Annotated in this window: 16 protein-coding genes; 6 read left to right on the top strand and 10 right to left on the bottom strand. The window is 36.0% G+C overall.

The genetic code is table 11. From position 1 onward, the window contains the following. Positions 1 to 95 precede the first annotated feature (95 nt). The 9 genes from M2326_RS00465 to M2326_RS00505 all read right to left on the bottom strand — a co-directional run bounded on the left by M2326_RS00465 (position 96) and on the right by M2326_RS00505 (position 6960). Positions 96 to 698 carry a SprT-like domain-containing protein gene (locus M2326_RS00465; RefSeq protein ID WP_264617595.1) on the bottom strand — a complete coding sequence of 201 codons (603 nt, stop codon included), beginning with the start codon at positions 696 to 698 and terminating at the stop codon, positions 96 to 98. Positions 699 to 760: 62 nt separating this feature from the next. Further along, positions 761 to 1132 carry a four helix bundle protein gene (locus tag M2326_RS00470; RefSeq protein WP_264617596.1) on the bottom strand — a complete coding sequence of 124 codons (372 nt, stop codon included), beginning with the start codon at positions 1130 to 1132 and terminating at the stop codon, positions 761 to 763. A gap of 81 nt (positions 1133 to 1213) precedes the next feature. Beyond that, positions 1214 to 1891 (bottom strand): SDR family NAD(P)-dependent oxidoreductase, encoded by a 678-nt coding sequence (locus tag M2326_RS00475; RefSeq protein ID WP_264617597.1) that lies wholly within the window; start codon positions 1889 to 1891, stop codon positions 1214 to 1216. A gap of 41 nt (positions 1892 to 1932) precedes the next feature. Next, positions 1933 to 2592 (bottom strand): hypothetical protein, encoded by a 660-nt coding sequence (locus M2326_RS00480; RefSeq protein ID WP_264617598.1) that lies wholly within the window; start codon positions 2590 to 2592, stop codon positions 1933 to 1935. 3 nt (positions 2593 to 2595) lie between these two features. Further along, positions 2596 to 3648, bottom strand: coding sequence for a D-alanine--D-alanine ligase (locus M2326_RS00485; RefSeq protein WP_264617599.1), 1053 nt, complete (start codon positions 3646 to 3648; stop codon positions 2596 to 2598). Positions 3649 to 3660: 12 nt separating this feature from the next. Next, positions 3661 to 4371, bottom strand: coding sequence for an NRDE family protein (locus tag M2326_RS00490; RefSeq protein ID WP_264617600.1), 711 nt, complete (start codon positions 4369 to 4371; stop codon positions 3661 to 3663). Beyond that, on the bottom strand, positions 4359 to 4847 hold the full coding sequence (locus M2326_RS00495) for a DinB family protein (RefSeq protein ID WP_264617601.1): 489 nt from the start codon (positions 4845 to 4847) through the stop codon (positions 4359 to 4361). Before M2326_RS00495 ends, M2326_RS00490 begins: the two co-directional genes overlap by 13 nt. Positions 4848 to 4969: 122 nt before the next feature. Next, a complete protein-coding gene (locus tag M2326_RS00500) occupies positions 4970 to 5431 on the bottom strand; it encodes a YHS domain-containing (seleno)protein (RefSeq protein ID WP_264617602.1) in 462 nt (153 codons plus the stop codon). Positions 5432 to 5820: 389 nt separating this feature from the next. After that, the gene (locus M2326_RS00505) at positions 5821 to 6960 is read right to left on the bottom strand and encodes an acyl-CoA dehydrogenase (protein ID WP_264617603.1); all 1140 of its coding nucleotides are present in this window, start codon (positions 6958 to 6960) and stop codon (positions 5821 to 5823) included. Positions 6961 to 7116: 156 nt separating this feature from the next. On the opposite strand from M2326_RS00505, the gene M2326_RS00510 reads away from it, so the two are divergent. Then, positions 7117 to 8181, top strand: a complete 1065-nt coding sequence (locus tag M2326_RS00510) for an anhydro-N-acetylmuramic acid kinase (RefSeq protein WP_264617604.1) — start codon at positions 7117 to 7119, stop codon at positions 8179 to 8181. 61 nt (positions 8182 to 8242) lie between these two features. Here the strand turns inward: M2326_RS00510 and M2326_RS00515 are convergent, their stop codons facing one another. Beyond that, positions 8243 to 10528 (bottom strand): zinc-dependent metalloprotease, encoded by a 2286-nt coding sequence (locus tag M2326_RS00515; RefSeq protein WP_264617605.1) that lies wholly within the window; start codon positions 10526 to 10528, stop codon positions 8243 to 8245. A gap of 209 nt (positions 10529 to 10737) precedes the next feature. On the opposite strand from M2326_RS00515, the gene M2326_RS00520 reads away from it, so the two are divergent. The 5 genes from M2326_RS00520 (at position 10738) to M2326_RS00540 (ending at position 15988) form a co-directional block, all read left to right on the top strand. Continuing rightward, on the top strand, positions 10738 to 12171 hold the full coding sequence (locus M2326_RS00520; RefSeq protein ID WP_264617606.1) for a helix-turn-helix domain-containing protein: 1434 nt from the start codon (positions 10738 to 10740) through the stop codon (positions 12169 to 12171). Positions 12172 to 12228: 57 nt separating this feature from the next. Then, positions 12229 to 12933 (top strand): MotA/TolQ/ExbB proton channel family protein, encoded by a 705-nt coding sequence (locus tag M2326_RS00525; protein ID WP_264617607.1) that lies wholly within the window; start codon positions 12229 to 12231, stop codon positions 12931 to 12933. 2 nt (positions 12934 to 12935) lie between these two features. Continuing rightward, the gene (locus tag M2326_RS00530) at positions 12936 to 13328 is read left to right on the top strand and encodes an ExbD/TolR family protein (protein ID WP_264617608.1); all 393 of its coding nucleotides are present in this window, start codon (positions 12936 to 12938) and stop codon (positions 13326 to 13328) included. A gap of 37 nt (positions 13329 to 13365) precedes the next feature. Then, entirely contained in the window at positions 13366 to 14163 is a 798-nt protein-coding gene (locus tag M2326_RS00535) for an energy transducer TonB (RefSeq protein ID WP_264617609.1), read from the top strand. A 604-nt stretch (positions 14164 to 14767) separates the two neighbouring features. Continuing rightward, positions 14768 to 15988, top strand: a complete 1221-nt coding sequence (locus tag M2326_RS00540) for a bifunctional folylpolyglutamate synthase/dihydrofolate synthase (protein WP_264617610.1) — start codon at positions 14768 to 14770, stop codon at positions 15986 to 15988. Positions 15989 to 16055 lie beyond the last annotated feature (67 nt).

Genomic DNA, 16055 nt, shown 5'->3' on the forward strand with positions numbered 1-16055 from the left:
ATCCTTTTGGGGGCTTTTGTTTTGCCCCCAAAAGTTTGCAACGGAAAGCAGGAACTCAAACCTCCTGAAAAAGCCAAGATTTTCGCTCCTAGAAACTACATTTGAATAATTTCTACCTCTGCGTTGGGATTGAATAAATAGGTTTTGCCTGAACTGATTTCGATGCATTCGAAGCGTTTGGTGCGAACAGCCATTTTTTTAAATACTTTTCCGTTTTTGATACGGAACACAGTACCATACGGAATTTCGAAGACGTAATTTGCGTTGTCTTTTTGTACATCAAATTGTTTGAGCGCCAAGGACAAAGTGGTGTCTGTATCACTGCTGGCAGACGGATTTCTGAAATGTCGAGCCAAAAGTGGCAACAATTGATTGGGGAAAATCTCTGGTCGAATATAAGGTACCATCAATTGTTGAAAGGTGTGTTTCCACTCGTTTCCGTGTGGTTTGATGTTGCGTCCGTATTTCTCAAAGGCGACCAAGTGCGCGATTTCATGTATGAGCGTGACCAGAAAACGGTACTTATTCAAACTGCCGTTTACGGTAATTTCATGTTTCCCATTGAGGGCTTTGCGGTAATCGCCATGGCGCGTGGCACGCTCGTTGACGATTTTTAAATGCACACCATGTGTCACGATCAACTCAAAGGCTGGGCTGACCGCGAATTCTGGTATGTATTTGGCTAAGGTTCCTTCCAATTTAGTTATAAGTTACTTTTGAGTTATAAGTTATGAAGTATGAGTTATGAGTTGCGGTGCGTTTAAGTGTTGTCTTTATTTACCGAGTTTTTTTTGGTGGTAATGATTATACTTCTAATTATTTTAAGTACTTCATGACTTTGATTATGAATTTTTTGAACTTCTTCTTGAGAGATATAATCTGTTGCTTTTAGTAGTTCGAGCCAATACATGGTTTCATCACACTCTTTTTGAGCAATAGCTAATTTATGTATAAAATCAGGTTTGCTTTGTGCATTTACAGCTTCACGAACATTTGCACCCACAGAGGTTATGGAACGCAAAAACTGTTTGCTCATCACATATTCCTTTTTTTCGCTCACAATATGTTTGTAGAAAAAAACTCCACTCACAACCAATTCAAAACTCTTAGTTTTAATGATGCTATCACTCATAGTTTATTACTAATAATTATTAACTCTTATTTTTAACGATGCCGTCACTCATAACTCATAACTAATAATTCATAACTCTTTTTAAGGATTTGAAGACGTAACCTGTATTACTCTACCGTTAAAAAATTTGTTTCCAGTAAGGGTAAAATCACAAATATAATTGGCAATTTCATCTGCTGATACTGGCGCTTGATAGCCTGGGAAAGCTTCTGCCAACATTTCGGTTTGAACTGCGCCAAGTGCCAAAACATTGAATGCTATTCCTTGCTCTTTGTACTCTTCTGCCAACAGTTCTGATAGTGTGATTACTGCGCCTTTACTTGAGCTATATGCTGCTAAACCTGGGAATTTTAAGGATCCTTGGATTCCGCCCATTGAACTTATCGTGACTACATGACTCCCTTTGGGCAAAAACGGAATACAAATACGAGTCAAATTGGCTACTCCAAAAACATTTACTTTGTATACGTACTCAAAATCGGCTTGGGTTAAGTCCCCAAACGGTTTGTTGACCAAACTACCTGCATTATGAACCACTGCATCTATTTTGTCCCAAGTAGTGCTTATGAAATTGGTGATTTTTTCTAAATCGTCTTCTGTAGATAAATCAACAGATAAACAACTAATATTTTTGTGCTCAAGCAACACGCGAGGTGTTTTTCTTGATAGTGCTAGGACTTGATGTCCGGCATTTGCAAATTGCAATGCAAGCTCATACCCTATTCCGCGACTGGTTCCTGTGATAATAATATTCTTCATCTAACAAAAATACAAAAATGAATGTATCTGAAAATGATTTATCAGGCTTCTAGTTGATTTTTATTGGAAAAGTATTTTTGATACACTTTATAGCTTTGATAGACAGCCATAACCAAGAAGAAAATTGGCAAAACAATCGGAAGTAAATATTCGGTGACAAAAGCAATTTGCTTTGAAATTTTGTCTAAAAAATAAATTATAGACAGCATCCCTACATATACCCCAACCATTGTACCACCAACATAATAAAACTTTAAGGCCTTATCTGTCACAATAAACTTACCATTGATGAAATAGAGATTCCATGCCAACCAAAACGGAATTTGTAAAAAGTTCAAACAGTTTAAAAAGACACCAAACCAAAACATGGGCCAGTTTAAATATCCTTGCAAATACCCACCTCCCTCTTGCGTTGCTTCGCCTTGTTCATAAAAAACTACTGCTATGGCTAGAAAAAAGAAGATTCCAAATATGTCAATCCACTTCATGAGTTTTTTATTTTGGACCAACTCATTGGCAAAAATCAAAGTGTAGTATGCCACGATGCATTCGATTGCTATAATACCCAAAATAAACCATGAAACCGCCTGTAACCCCAAAGTTGAATAGACTTCTAATCCTACAACATTAAGGAAGCCCAATGGCAATGAGCCTAAGAAACTGACCGTAAAACCTATGGCAATATTTTTTAAAATTTGCATGGGCTAGAAATTTACAATTTTGGACGATTGCTCAAAATGCAATCGCATTTGCTGCATACCTTCTTTGTATGATAAATAAGCGACTCCAGATTTGTGGTTCTGCACACTGATTTGGTACAAGTATTTTAAATGTCTCGCTAATTCTTTCCAAGCAAAAAATAGCGAATGTTTTGGGTCGTATATATGTGTAGGCTCGCTACCTGCGCCATTGAGTTCTACGATCGAAAAGTTTTTTCCTTGCTGTAAATCTTCTAAATTGTGGTACATGACATCCAAGCGTCCAAAATAGAAACCGGGGATTTGTGTGCAAACCGTATTTAAAACAGTCTCCAAGGCCGGACTTATCCATTCCTTTCCGTCTACAAATTTTGCACCTCGGGCATGATTCCCATAAGGAACGAGATTTAGTTTTTGTCCAACAGGCAAGACTTCGTTCAAAGTATCGCCATATTCTTTTTGCAAAACGGTAAGTTGTAAAGCATACCTAGGATTCTGACTCAATAATGCTCTAGTGGTTGACTTTCCGTCACCGGTTACGACAAGAAATTCTTTGGAAACGATTCCGGTAATTTTACCTGTTTTTTGATTGGGGTAACGAACGTAAAAGATTCCAACTTCGTTTGCATACGGAATCATATCTTGCAATAAGAAATCAAAATTAGCTTTATGAGCGTACGCTTCCAAATCTCCAATAGTATCGATTTTTTTGACTGCCGATCCGCGCAAGCCAATATCTGGCTTAGCAATAAACGGAAACTGAATGCCCGATTGGAGCAATCTGTTTTCTATTTCGCTCCAAGTTGTACCCTCTTTCACCAATTCGGTTTTAGGGTAAAACTGTGGCGGAATAATATCATAAATTTCTTTTTTGGATTCCATTACAAAACCACCATTCTTAATAGTAGGATTGGACGCTGTGAAAAAGAAAAAAGATCTCGCTTTAATAATGTAATAGAGCCACAAAAATGAAATCGGAATGTACACCAATTGGTACGGCCAATATTCCCAATGGGTTATTTTGTGTATAGAAAGCGACAAGCGATTATAGGTAGTCAATGTGAGAAAAATTTAAATAAGGACAAAAGAGGAATTATATTCTTCTTCTTTTATCAAATCATAATAGGTAAGTTTGAGCTGATCAGCTTCCAAAACAGTTTGGGTAATACTCAATGTCTTAAGTTCATTGTTGATATTAATAACCAGTCCGCTTCGGAGATCCTCAGGTTCAGTATAGCGGTGAAATTGAAATAATTCTTTTTCAGAAATAGTATCTTTTTTACATAAAAAAGATTGAAAAAGAACTTCTCTTTTTGCTCTAACAACAGCAGGATACAGAGTAGCAGATGACCAAATATGGCTTTTATCAGTATCTAATACAAGTGTATCCTTGTTCTGACCATCCCAACGTAGCTGATATAACATTTTATCTTGATATAAAACTAGGGTAAAAGGCTCTATATCGTCTAAATCAATTGCTTTCCAAAATGCAATAGGGGAATTGCTACCAATCATATCAAGTACAATTAATCCCCTACTTTTGCGATAGGGCGGACTTATTTGGTGCTCTTCATGGGCGCCATTGAGTAATACAAGTATGGTTCCTTTCTCATCTACTACATACCAAGTACCCCCCGCTAGAGGATCTTTGGGATACATAACATTCTTATTGTTGACAGCATATTGCTGTGGATAAAGAGCACTCAACCTAATAACTCTTTCATCACGGTTGGAGGTCACAATAACTTTATCTCCTGTTTTTACAAAACTTACTGTGCACATTGTTGTCTGTATTCAATTGTGGATCTAGCAACACCAAAGTTTGCATTCAATATTATTTTACAAGTTTGCAGTACACCTACTTTGATTAAGGCTTGATGATGGATACAATGTTCCAAATTATACAACAATTCTCGATAATAATTGGTTTCAATTTGAAGTTCCTCACCGTCAATAATTTGCTGTAAAAACATTTTTTTATCAGATTTGTCTACCACGTTTTGAATCTGCTCTATTTGCAGAATAGCAAATTGAGTGTCGGTCTGAATTTGAGGATTGCGTAGTCTATTATCATAATTCACCATTCCTGAATCATAATTATTTTGCAAACATTGAAACATTTCTATGATGTGCCTTGTATGTTCACCAATGCTGGAGTTGCTCAAAGTAGCACATGACTTTGAAAACTCTTCATTGGTCAATTCACCCAATAAGTGAACCAATTCATTCAAACTATTATTTACAGATTGTTTAAGCATATGGGGATTATTTTCTTAGTAGTATTTTTAATCTTGTAGTATAGTCTCATAAAATACCTGATACTGACAAATCGTCAAGTAAAAAAGAAACAAAAATTTTTATTTTATAAATTTAGTGTTTTTTACTGAGTGATTTTCGTCCAATTACCATCGGCTTTTAATTTTAATTTGGCTTCGTCTTTATTCCAATCTTTCAAGGTATTATTGAAAAACGCATTGTAGAACAAATATAGTTTTCCATCTAACACCTTAAAAGTACTAGGGTCTACTGATACTTTCTCTCCAGAAAGCCCCATCGCATAGGCACACCAGCCACCATATCCTGGTTCATATTTAATGGGATTCTTCAAAAACAATTCTTTATTTCCAACTGTTACAAAATAGTAAATTACTCCTTTATAATCGGTGGTAAATTCTTTTTTCCCCTTTAATGCTTTCGATTTTGTAAAATAAGCAACAGGATCATACCCTTGAATAGCGACTGATTTGTCTAAATTAAATAGTGCTTTTCTTTGACTTTCTTTTTGGGCGAAAGCAAAAGTTGTGAGCAGACATAACACAAAAATGAAAATCACTTTTTTCATACGTTTTATTTTATAACTCGATAGTTGTTTTATTATTGTACTACTATTAATTAGCATCTTAACTTATACATACGAAAATAAGAAGATAGTAGTTTTCTCAGATCGAAAGCAACACACATGATTCAATCCATTGCCTACCCCATTAAAGCTCTAGAGACATCATTATTATCAATTTACAATAAAACGTACTACATCGATAATAAATTGCCATTAACTTTTGTTTTTGCCTTTTTAAATAATTTTCAAAAATAACCTATTCATTTGCTTCTTTCCGTATCGAAAGCAAGGACTTTGATTGTACACTTCAAGTAATAAAAGGTGAAATTAAACCAAAAAATCCACCCCTACGATTGTACAGGTGGATTTTGTAAATAATTTATGAATTATAATTAAGAAATTAAAGTTCTAGAAATTACAATTTTCTGAATCTCTGATGTCCCTTCGTATATCTGCGTAATCTTGGCGTCACGCATCATACGTTCCACATGATACTCAGATACGTATCCGTTACCTCCGTGAATTTGCACCGCTTCGATGGTTACGTCCATTGCTGTTTGCGAAGCATACAATTTGGCCATCGCACCCGATTGGGTAATATCTTGACCTGCATCTTTTTCGGTAGCGGCTTTGTAACACAACATTTTGGCCGCCATAATTTGGGTTGCCATATCTGCCAGTTTAAAGGCAATTGCTTGGTGTTTAAAAATCTCTTTACCAAAGGCTTTACGCTGTTGCGAATAGGCCAAAGCCAAATCATAGGCTCCAGTTGCGATTCCGAGAGCTTGCGCAGAAATTCCAATTCTACCACCATTAAGTACTTGCATCGCAAATTGAAAACCAAAACCATCAGCTCCGATTCTATTTTCTTTTGGCACCTTCACATCATTAAACATAAGTGAATGCGTATCCGATCCCCTGATTCCCATTTTCTTTTCTTTGGGTCCAATGTCAAAACCAGCCCAACCTTTTTCGATAATAAAAGCATTGATTCCTTTATGGCCTTTTTCAATATCTGTTTGTGCCATCACGATATATGTAGAGGCTGACGAACCGTTTGTGATCCAATTTTTGGTTCCGTTCAACAAATAATAATCTCCTTTGTCAATCGCTGTCGTTTTTTGTGAAGTAGCATCAGAACCTGCTTCTGGTTCTGATAAACAAAACGCCCCTAAAACTTCTCCTTTGGCTAGTGGTACCAAATATTTTTGTTTTTGTTCTTCGTTACAATATTTTTCCATTCCGGCGCAAACCAAAGAATTATTGACAGACATAATTACTGCTGTCGAGGCATCAACTTTTGCCAATTCTACCAATGCCAAGACATAGGATAAATTATCCAATCCTGCACCTCCATATTCTGGTGAAACGACCATCCCCAAAAACCCTAATTCAGCCAACTTCTTGACTTGTTCTATAGGGAATTTTGAATGTTCATCCCTTTCTATAACTCCGGGTAACAGTTCGGTTTGAGCAAAGTCTCTTGCGGCTTGTTGAATCATTAACTGTTCTTCTGATAAATTAAAATCCATAAAATGTAATAGTTAATATGTGAAAATTGGCTTTCGAAAAAAATAACATTTCTAAATTAGAATTCTTAATTTTACGAATTAGAAAATTAACCTATTTACATGACTTAAACAACTATGCGTGCATATAATTTTTAATTTTCTAAAAATAGCTATAAAATGAAACACAAACAGAATTATCACGTAGTCGGAATCATGTCAGGCACTTCTTTGGATGGCGTAGATTTAGCAGAAATAGCATTCACAATCAATAATGGACAATGGAATTTTGAAATACTTCAGAGTGAAACAGTAAATTATAAAGGTGTTTGGCTTTCGATCTTAAAAAATGCAATTACATTTTCACATCCTCAATTAAAAGAACTCAACCGTGATTATACACAACTCTTGTCGGGTATCATTAATGATTTTATAGCAAAACACAAGATCGATAACCTTGATGCTGTGTGTTCTCACGGGCACACAATTTTGCACCAACCACAAGATGGTTTTACATTGCAAATTGGTAACCTACCCGAAATTGCAACACTTTTAAACCAAACCGTAATTTGCGATTTTAGAGTTCAAGATGTAGCTTTAGGTGGTCAAGGTGCTCCACTAGTTCCAATTGGTGATAAAATCTTATTTTCAAAATATGATTATTGCATGAACTTAGGAGGCTTCTCGAATGTTTCTTTCGAAGAAAATGGCAAACGAGTGGCATTCGATATTTCTCCAACCAATACCATCCTTAATTATTATGCCAACCAATTACAACTGGATTATGATGATAAAGGAAGTATTGCCCGAACAGGTGAAATCGACCAATCCTTACTCGATGAATTAAATGCTTTGGATTTCTACCAGAAAACCTATCCAAAATCGCTAGGTTTCGAATTTGTAAAAGAAATTGTTTTACCTATTATGGAGTCTTACTCTATTTTGCCAAAAAATAAATTAGCCACTTTTGTAGAACATATTGCTGTTCAAACTGGTTGTGTATTACCCACAAAATCTGGAACACTCTTGGTCACTGGTGGTGGTGCTTATAATGATTTTTTAATCGAAAGAATTAAAGCATACCTACCGAATATGGAAATCGTTATCCCTGAGAATAAAATATTAGAATATAAGGAAGCCGTGATATTTGGATTGTTGGGTGTTTTAAAACTTCGCAATGAAATTAATGTTTTGAGTAGTGTCACAGGAGCATACAAGGACCATAGCGCTGGGGTAATTTTTTAGCACAAAAAAAACCCCAGATAATACCACTTACCTGGAGGTTTAGCAACAAATAAAAAAAATATTAATTAACTAAAATCTTTCTTACTTCTTTATTTTTTCCATTTTGAACAGTTACAAAATAGAAACCATTTTGAACACTTGAAAGTCCAATATGCTCAGAAAATGAAGTAGAATTATTTTTAAAACTTTGACTGTACACTTGTTTACCCAAAACATCTGACACTGTAATTAAAGTATCATCACTGTTTTTAGAATCAAAATTCACTGTAAAAGTTCCATGGTTTGTGTTTGGGTACAAAGCAAATTGGTCTAATGCGTTAGCAACCGTTGATAAGGTATTTGTAATCTCAAATGCTTTTGCATTGACAGCATAATAAATATTTGCTGTAGGCTTCACCATAATACGACAGCTAGCAGCATTGACATTTGGCAAAGTAACTACTGCTGTTCCTGAATTTGCAACAGATGAAGCCAAAGTTGTAGTAAATGAGACTCCACCATCTGTTGACATCATGATAGATACCATAGCCGAACCAGCTATAGTAGTTGTATTATTCACATCCCATGAAATAGTTTGCGATGATCCACCAGGAAATGATTGCCCCTCAATATTTTGAGAAGTAACCGCAAACGGACCAGCAGTTGTAACTACAGAAACCTTCATTGAAGCTGTTTTTGTTTGTCCTTCACCTGGATGATTATCTCTTGCAGTAAAAGTAAAGTTCAAATCTCTTGCAACATTTGAAACCGATTCATATTCTACATCTTTTACATCATTAATAGTTCTACCCAATTTACCCATTAGTACACTAGTCAATTTTGGCATGTAACGCACGGGAGAAAAAGACGGTTCTTGCATTCTAAAAGTTGGCCCCTCTACTTTGGTATCATAGGTCATACTATTTGCTTGACTTGTATTGTCTGTACTCGCATCATTTTGTTCCCAGCTGTAAGTCAACACATCTGATGCATCTGCATCTGTACCAGTTCCTGTCAAAATAAAAGCAGTTCCTTTTGGAATTGTATAATCTGTACCCGCGTTAACTATTGGTGCAGTATTACTAGTAGGAATAGAAATTGGACACGTTTTTGTTGCTAAATTTTCTTGAACTTGTTTGATGCTCACATAAGCAAAGTTACGCATATTGTGCGGTTGTACATCCCAATCAGTAACTCCTGCATACCCCATTGTAGTGCATCCGCTTCCTGGTTCAACTTGCGTTATTGACTCTTCAAAATTATAGCTAAAAGTATGGTTGGCACCCAACTGATGTCCAAACTCATGTGCTGCAAAATCAAAATCAAAAACATCTCCTTCTGGTGCAGCTGTATCCGATTCTGGTGAAGTATATCCTCCTCCTTTATTAATATCTGTCAAATTATTTATATCATCGTCAACACAAATACAACCAATACAACCTGCATTTCCTCCACCACCAGTTTTGCAATATAAGTGACCTATATCATAAGCTGCATTACCAATTTTTGACGAAATCGTGTTTTGGACTTCTTTGTTCCAAACATCATTCTTTGTTCCTATGGCAGCATCAGAATAAGGATCTGTTGCAGCATCTAAATAAATCAATTGATCATTATTGGCAATCAAATTCATGTGAACTGCAAAATCTTTTTCAAAAATCCCATTGATTCTTGTTATCGAAGCATTCATTCCCGCTAAAGCATCAGCAACTGTTCCCCCAAAATGCTGTGCATATTCACCGTTACATGACAAAGCCAATCGTACTGTTTTGTATGACTGTGCGCTAGAGGTTATTCTATTTGTATTACTTTTTGAACTCGTATTTACTTTTGCTTCTGGCGTTGTACATTTAAAACCTGCTTTACCAGAAATACTTTTATTCGAATCGAAAACAACATAAGCTGCAGCCGATTTATCATAACCTTCAATAAACTCAGTTGCATTCTCACCTCTAAAAACTACAGATTGAAAACCTAATGGAGACATACTAAAATGAATCGTGGCCGTTTTATCCGAAACTCCCTGACCAACATACGCACGAATACTTGGATATTTCGCTTGCAATTCTGGATCAAAATTAGAATTTTCGATCACTTTATAACTTTCCATTGTTCCTTTAGTGTTTGGCACTGTAATTTCCAAAGCAGCAGGTTTTACCGCCTTACCAGTTACCGCAGCTAACTTCTGTTGTAAAACAGCAGTATTTAATTGAAAATATTTCTCACCCTCTTTTTTATCGCTCGTAATTTTTCGAGCCAATTTAGACACTTTTGAGGTTTGCACTTCCGTCCAATAAGAAACGGTTTGAGCTTGTAATTGCACAACAAATGACAACACAAAGACCACGTTAAGTAATGTTTTTTTCATTTTTTGGATTATTTATAAGGTTTTAAATTATATTTATACAAATGTACACTTTCATCAATTTTAGACTATTTTTGTATGGTGACAAAAAGGGTGACAACGATAATTAAACAATACAAATAGCTAATAAACAATTGATTAGACACCTGTACCTGCTTTTAATATTTTTATCCATTTCAAATTCAAAAGCACAACCTTTCTTCAAAAGAGAAATGATGAAAGAGGACCCTATACCCAAAAAATCGGCACTTAGCGCGAGTCAAAAAATAACAATTCACGAAGCCTATCTCAAAAATGCTATAGCTTCAAAAAACGAAGTACACCAATTATATGGTTACTTTTTTTTGTTTGCAGACCACTACAACAACAGTGAATATCTAGCCACTAATGATTATTTACTACAAGCAGAAATTTTAATATCGAAATACAATCGCCCTGACTGGCAAGCCGCCTATCATATTCGAAAAGCATTGGTATTCGATATAAAAAGTAATTCAAAAGCAGCACTCAAAGAATATTTATTAGCTTACAACAAAGCAGCTATTGCCAAGGATAGCTTATATATGGCAGAAATTCTAGAACAAATAAGTGCTACTTACGGAGAAATCGATAACTATCCCGAAGCAGAAAAATACTTTGCCCAAGCAGAAAAGATGATGCCTAAATTTGCCGATAAAGAGCAAATTGCACAAGCGTATAATAATTATAGCAACCTAAAATGCTATCAAAACGACCAAAAAGCGGGTTTAAAATATATCGAAATTGCAATTTCAGTTATCAAAGAATTGAAAGACCCATACATTGAAAGTATGTACCAGAATAATAAAGCGATCATTTGGACCGAAATGAAGCAATACGACAAAGCAGAAATTTTGTTCAAAAAGCTTGAAATTCAAAATAAAAATAATAATTGGAAAGATAGGCAAGTTCAAAACTTTCTCACACAAGCGGTCCTATATGAGTCTTGGGGCAAATATCAAAAAGCTATTCAATACTACATTAAACACTATGAATTAAAAGACAAAATAGAGGGAAATGAAGTCAATGAAAAGATGTCTGAGCTAGAAAAACAATTTTTAAACGAGAAAAAAGAAAATATTATTAAGGACAACCAAATTAAGCTACATGAGTCTGAACGACGCATTATCCTATTATTGTTGGTGCTATCCATTTCGTTCATCGCTATTGCCACTATCACCTTGTTATTAAAAAAGCAAAAAAAAGAAACGCGGTACCAATTGAAAACAAAAATTGCCGCTCTAAATGAAGTCACCGCTTTGTTGATCGAAAAAAATAAATCGGTATTACAAGAAAAATCGGATGATCAATTTGACACCACAGAAGAGCAATCATCAGAAACATTCTTAAATAAAAAAATCTTAACCGATGCCGATTGGTCTATTTTCAAGACTTATTTTGAAAATGCGTATCCTAATTACATCAAGAAAGTTCGCGATAATTTCCCAAAAATAACAGCTGGCGAGGAGCGCCTTTTTTTATGCCTTAGGCTAAATCTGAAAAATAAAGAAATCGCTACAATCCTTGGAATATCAAACGAAAGCGTAAAAAAGAACAGAAACCGATTGCGCAAAAAAATAGGACTGGATCTGGATGCAAACTTAAACGAATACATTCTAAATTTTTGACCAACACTTACAATTTTTATAATATCTTAGCGTTTCAATAAAAAAAGAAAAATCAATATGAGCTTATTGTTACAAGCAGACACTTTATCTGTTGCAAATGAAAATTTAGCCGAAGCAGTTCCTGTAGAAAAAACCCTTTCTATCATACAGTTATTAACTAGCGGAGGACTTGCTGGTCAAATCATTATGACCGCACTATTCTTAATGCTTTTTGTAGCATTATATCTTTATTTTGAAAGATTAATGGCCATCAACGAAGCCTCAAAAATAGATAGCAGCTTCATGAGCCAAATTAGAGACAACATCCGTAATGGACGTATCGATAATGCAAAAATGACCTGCGCGCACTCCAAATCTCCTGTGGCACGATTAATTGAAAAAGGAATTTCGAGAATAGGGAAACCATTAGACGATATCAATACAGCAATTGAGAATGCAGGTAAACTAGAAATTTACAAATTAGAAAAAAACGTGAGTATGCTAGCTACCATTTCTGGAGCTGGACCTATGACTGGTTTCTTAGGTACTGTTGTAGGTATGATTCAAGCCTTTCATAAAATGGCAACAGCTGGTGGACAAATCGAGGTTGGAGCACTTTCCGAAGGAATCTACACAGCCATGACCACTACAGTTGTAGGATTGGTAGTTGGACTTATTGCTTTTATTGGGTACAACCACCTTATTGTCAAAACAGACAAAATTGTACACCAAATGGAAGCCAATGCTGTAGATTTCTTAGACTTATTAAACGACCCCGCATAATTATGAATATTAGAGGAAGAAACAAAGTAAACGCAGAGTTCAACATGTCATCCATGACAGACATTGTGTTCTTGTTATTGATATTCTTTATGCTTACATCCACCATGGTTACCACCAACGCACTAGATTTGGTACTACCCAAAGCAAAAGGAAAAACAGACAGCAACAAAAACATTTCTGTAAGCATCAACAAAAAATTAGAGTTTTTTATTGACAAAGAGCCTGTTCAAGAATCTGAATTAGAAGCCAGATTATTGGGAATGTTCACGGCAGACAAAGAAAAAGCGATCATCTTAAGAGCTGAAGAAGGAGTACCAATAGAAAAAGCGGTAAACGTCTTGGATATTGCCAATCGAAATCAAATAAAAGTGGTACTAGCGGTAAGACCAAAATAAGCCAACTACTTTTAAAAACACAAGATTCATTTTATACATGAAATATTTAGAAACAGAAGAAGAAAAAAAATCATTTGCTATCACCGCGATCATTTTCGGGATACTACTTGTATTGTTCTTCTATTTAGGACTAACCTCACTTGATCCACCACCCGAGAACGGCATCGCTATCAATTTTGGTACCACCGAATTTGGCAATGGAAAAGTACAACCCACAGAAGCAATCCAGTCGGCACCAAAACCTACTGCTGCTCAACCTGCTGCTTCAAAAATAGAGGAAGTACTTTCCCAAGACGTAGAAGATGCTCCTGTGATGAAAACTGCCAAAAAAACACAGCCTACCAAGCAAGTTGCTGAAGCTGAAGTAAAACAAAAACCAAAAGAAAGTCCAAAACCTTCCAAAAGTACCACCGATGCTTTGTCTAGTTTGATTAATGGCCCAAAATCGGATGGTAAATCCAAAGGAGGCGAAGGAAATGATAACAAAGCAGGTGACAAAGGAAGCATAAATGGCGACCCCTACGCAAGCTCCTATTATGGATCTGGGACTGGTTCTGGCAACGGCAGCGGATGGGGACTTAATGGACGAAGCATCAGTTCAAGAGGATCAGTGGTACAAAAATGCAACGAATCTGGAACCGTAGTCGTACAAATTACAGTAAACCGAAATGGAAATGTAATCGCCGCCAAATACACCAAAGGAACTACAAACACAAATCCGTGTTTGGTTGAACCAGCAATCGCAACTGCCCGCAAATACAGATGGCAACCCGATAGTAATGCACCAGAAACTCAAGTTGGATTCATTACCGTCAATTTCAAATTAGGAGAATAATATTTATTAAAATAATTAGGGCGTGCCACCAATACAAAAGGCAAATCTTGCTACCGCCTAACCTTTTGTATTGCTGTCGAGCTATCCATTACTCTCCTCAACAAGTTCCGCTACCGCTGCACTTGTCTGCGGGCTTTTTATTTCTATCTCTCACGCAAACCTCTGGAGTGACACGAATTCTTTCTTATTCAAGAAATACTACTCACAACAATTTGTCACGCTGAAAGCATCACAGCAACGTTGCTCGACAAAAAAGGAGATACTTTCAGCATGACAAACTAGATCGAGAAAATTACCCGAATCCCAAACATGAAAAATGCAAAACTAAACTTGATTCACGTTTAGTATCACAAACTGAATTGTCACGCTACTTTGCGTGAAGAATTACTTCACTTTACATTTATTTTTCATAGGAGTTCAGTGAGCTTCGTTTACAGTGGAGCTTTTTTTTATTTGGTTTTTCTCCAAATAAAAAAAGCAGGAACGATAAGCCTGACCCGCGCCTTTCAACGGGGGCAATTCTAAAAATTTCGCATCTATTTCCTGAAATTGAATTTGAGCACCACCAAAAGAAATCGTACTTTTGAATTCAAAATTACAATCAATGAATTACCAAGAAACAACCCAGTGGATGTTTAATCAGTTACCCATGTATCAAACACAGGGAGCAACTGCTTACAAAGAAGACTTGCAAAACACATTGGAACTCATAGCGCACCTAGGTAACCCGCATCATGCCCTTAAGTGCATACATGTAGCGGGTACAAATGGCAAAGGATCGACATCACACATGCTAGCATCTATCTTGCAAGAAGCAGGATACAAAATCGGACTCTACACTTCCCCGCACCTTAGAGATTACCGCGAACGCATCAAAATAAATGGTCAAGAAATTAGCGAAGATTTTGTTTGCAGTTTTATATCAAAAAACAAACCTTTTTTTAAAAGCCACGACATTAGTTTTTTCGAAATGAGTGTTGGACTCGCATTTGAATATTTCGCAGCCGAAAAGGTAGATTTCGCCATCATCGAAGTCGGCATGGGCGGTAGATTGGATGCTACAAATATAATCACACCACTAGTATCAGTAATCACCAATATCGGTTTGGATCACACGCACTTTTTGGGTAACACCCTCGAACTCGTTGCTGCTGAAAAAGCTGGAATAATAAAACCAACTATTCCGGTAATCATCGGGGAATATACTCCTGAGACTAAAACAGTTTTTATTCAAAAAGCATTGGAGTGCAACGCACCTATTTACTTTGCATCTGAAGACGTAGTTGATGTATATCCTTCAGACTTATTAGGAGATTACCAACTCCAAAATAAGAAAACCGTTTTAAAAACAATTGCCGTTTTAAACGATTTAGGAATTTTAAAAATCAAAGAAGAAAACTGCATCTCTGGGTTGGCTAATACTGTCAAAAATACTGGCCTATTAGGGCGATGGCAACAATTACAAGCAAATCCAAAAACGATTTGCGATACTGCACACAACAAAGAAGGTCTATCTATAGTTTTCAACCAAATTAAAAAAGAAAATTTTAATACCCTACACATTGTTTTTGGAGTGGTCAATGACAAAAACCTTGAAGCAATTCTACCTTTACTACCAAAAAATGCTATTTATTACTTTTCAAAACCGGATAATCAACGAGGACTTCCAGTGGATATACTTCACCAAAAAGCAACAGAATTTGGATTAAATGGAACCGCATTTAACTCTATACCAAAAGCTTACAAAGCAGCCGAGTTAGCAGCAAACCTAGAGGACTTTATTTATATTGGCGGCAGTACATTTGTTGTAGCAGAAATAATTTAAATATTTTTTCATTTTATAGTTGTGTAATCAAAAAAGAGTCTTATATTTGCACTCGCAATCACAAAAT

The sequence above is a fragment of the Flavobacterium psychraerolatum genome (assembly GCF_025960985.1).
In the GTDB taxonomy this organism is placed as follows: domain Bacteria; phylum Bacteroidota; class Bacteroidia; order Flavobacteriales; family Flavobacteriaceae; genus Flavobacterium.

Excerpts from the sequence above, each read along its gene's own strand:
- M2326_RS00470 (WP_264617596.1), bottom strand. The coding sequence starts at position 1,132 with ATGAGTGATAGCATCATTAAAACTAAGAGTTTTGAATTGGTTGTGAGT.
- M2326_RS00475 (WP_264617597.1), bottom strand. The coding sequence starts at position 1,891 with ATGAAGAATATTATTATCACAGGAACCAGTCGCGGAATAGGGTATGAG.
- M2326_RS00480 (WP_264617598.1), bottom strand. The coding sequence starts at position 2,592 with ATGCAAATTTTAAAAAATATTGCCATAGGTTTTACGGTCAGTTTCTTA.
- M2326_RS00490 (WP_264617600.1), bottom strand. The coding sequence starts at position 4,371 with ATGTGCACAGTAAGTTTTGTAAAAACAGGAGATAAAGTTATTGTGACC.
- M2326_RS00495 (WP_264617601.1), bottom strand. The coding sequence starts at position 4,847 with ATGCTTAAACAATCTGTAAATAATAGTTTGAATGAATTGGTTCACTTA.
- M2326_RS00500 (WP_264617602.1), bottom strand. The coding sequence starts at position 5,431 with ATGAAAAAAGTGATTTTCATTTTTGTGTTATGTCTGCTCACAACTTTT.
- M2326_RS00505 (WP_264617603.1), bottom strand. The coding sequence starts at position 6,960 with ATGGATTTTAATTTATCAGAAGAACAGTTAATGATTCAACAAGCCGCA.
- M2326_RS00510 (WP_264617604.1), top strand. The coding sequence starts at position 7,117 with ATGAAACACAAACAGAATTATCACGTAGTCGGAATCATGTCAGGCACT.
- M2326_RS00515 (WP_264617605.1), bottom strand. The coding sequence starts at position 10,528 with ATGAAAAAAACATTACTTAACGTGGTCTTTGTGTTGTCATTTGTTGTG.
- M2326_RS00520 (WP_264617606.1), top strand. The coding sequence starts at position 10,738 with ATGATGAAAGAGGACCCTATACCCAAAAAATCGGCACTTAGCGCGAGT.
- M2326_RS00525 (WP_264617607.1), top strand. The coding sequence starts at position 12,229 with ATGAGCTTATTGTTACAAGCAGACACTTTATCTGTTGCAAATGAAAAT.
- M2326_RS00530 (WP_264617608.1), top strand. The coding sequence starts at position 12,936 with ATGAATATTAGAGGAAGAAACAAAGTAAACGCAGAGTTCAACATGTCA.
- M2326_RS00535 (WP_264617609.1), top strand. The coding sequence starts at position 13,366 with ATGAAATATTTAGAAACAGAAGAAGAAAAAAAATCATTTGCTATCACC.
- M2326_RS00540 (WP_264617610.1), top strand. The coding sequence starts at position 14,768 with ATGAATTACCAAGAAACAACCCAGTGGATGTTTAATCAGTTACCCATG.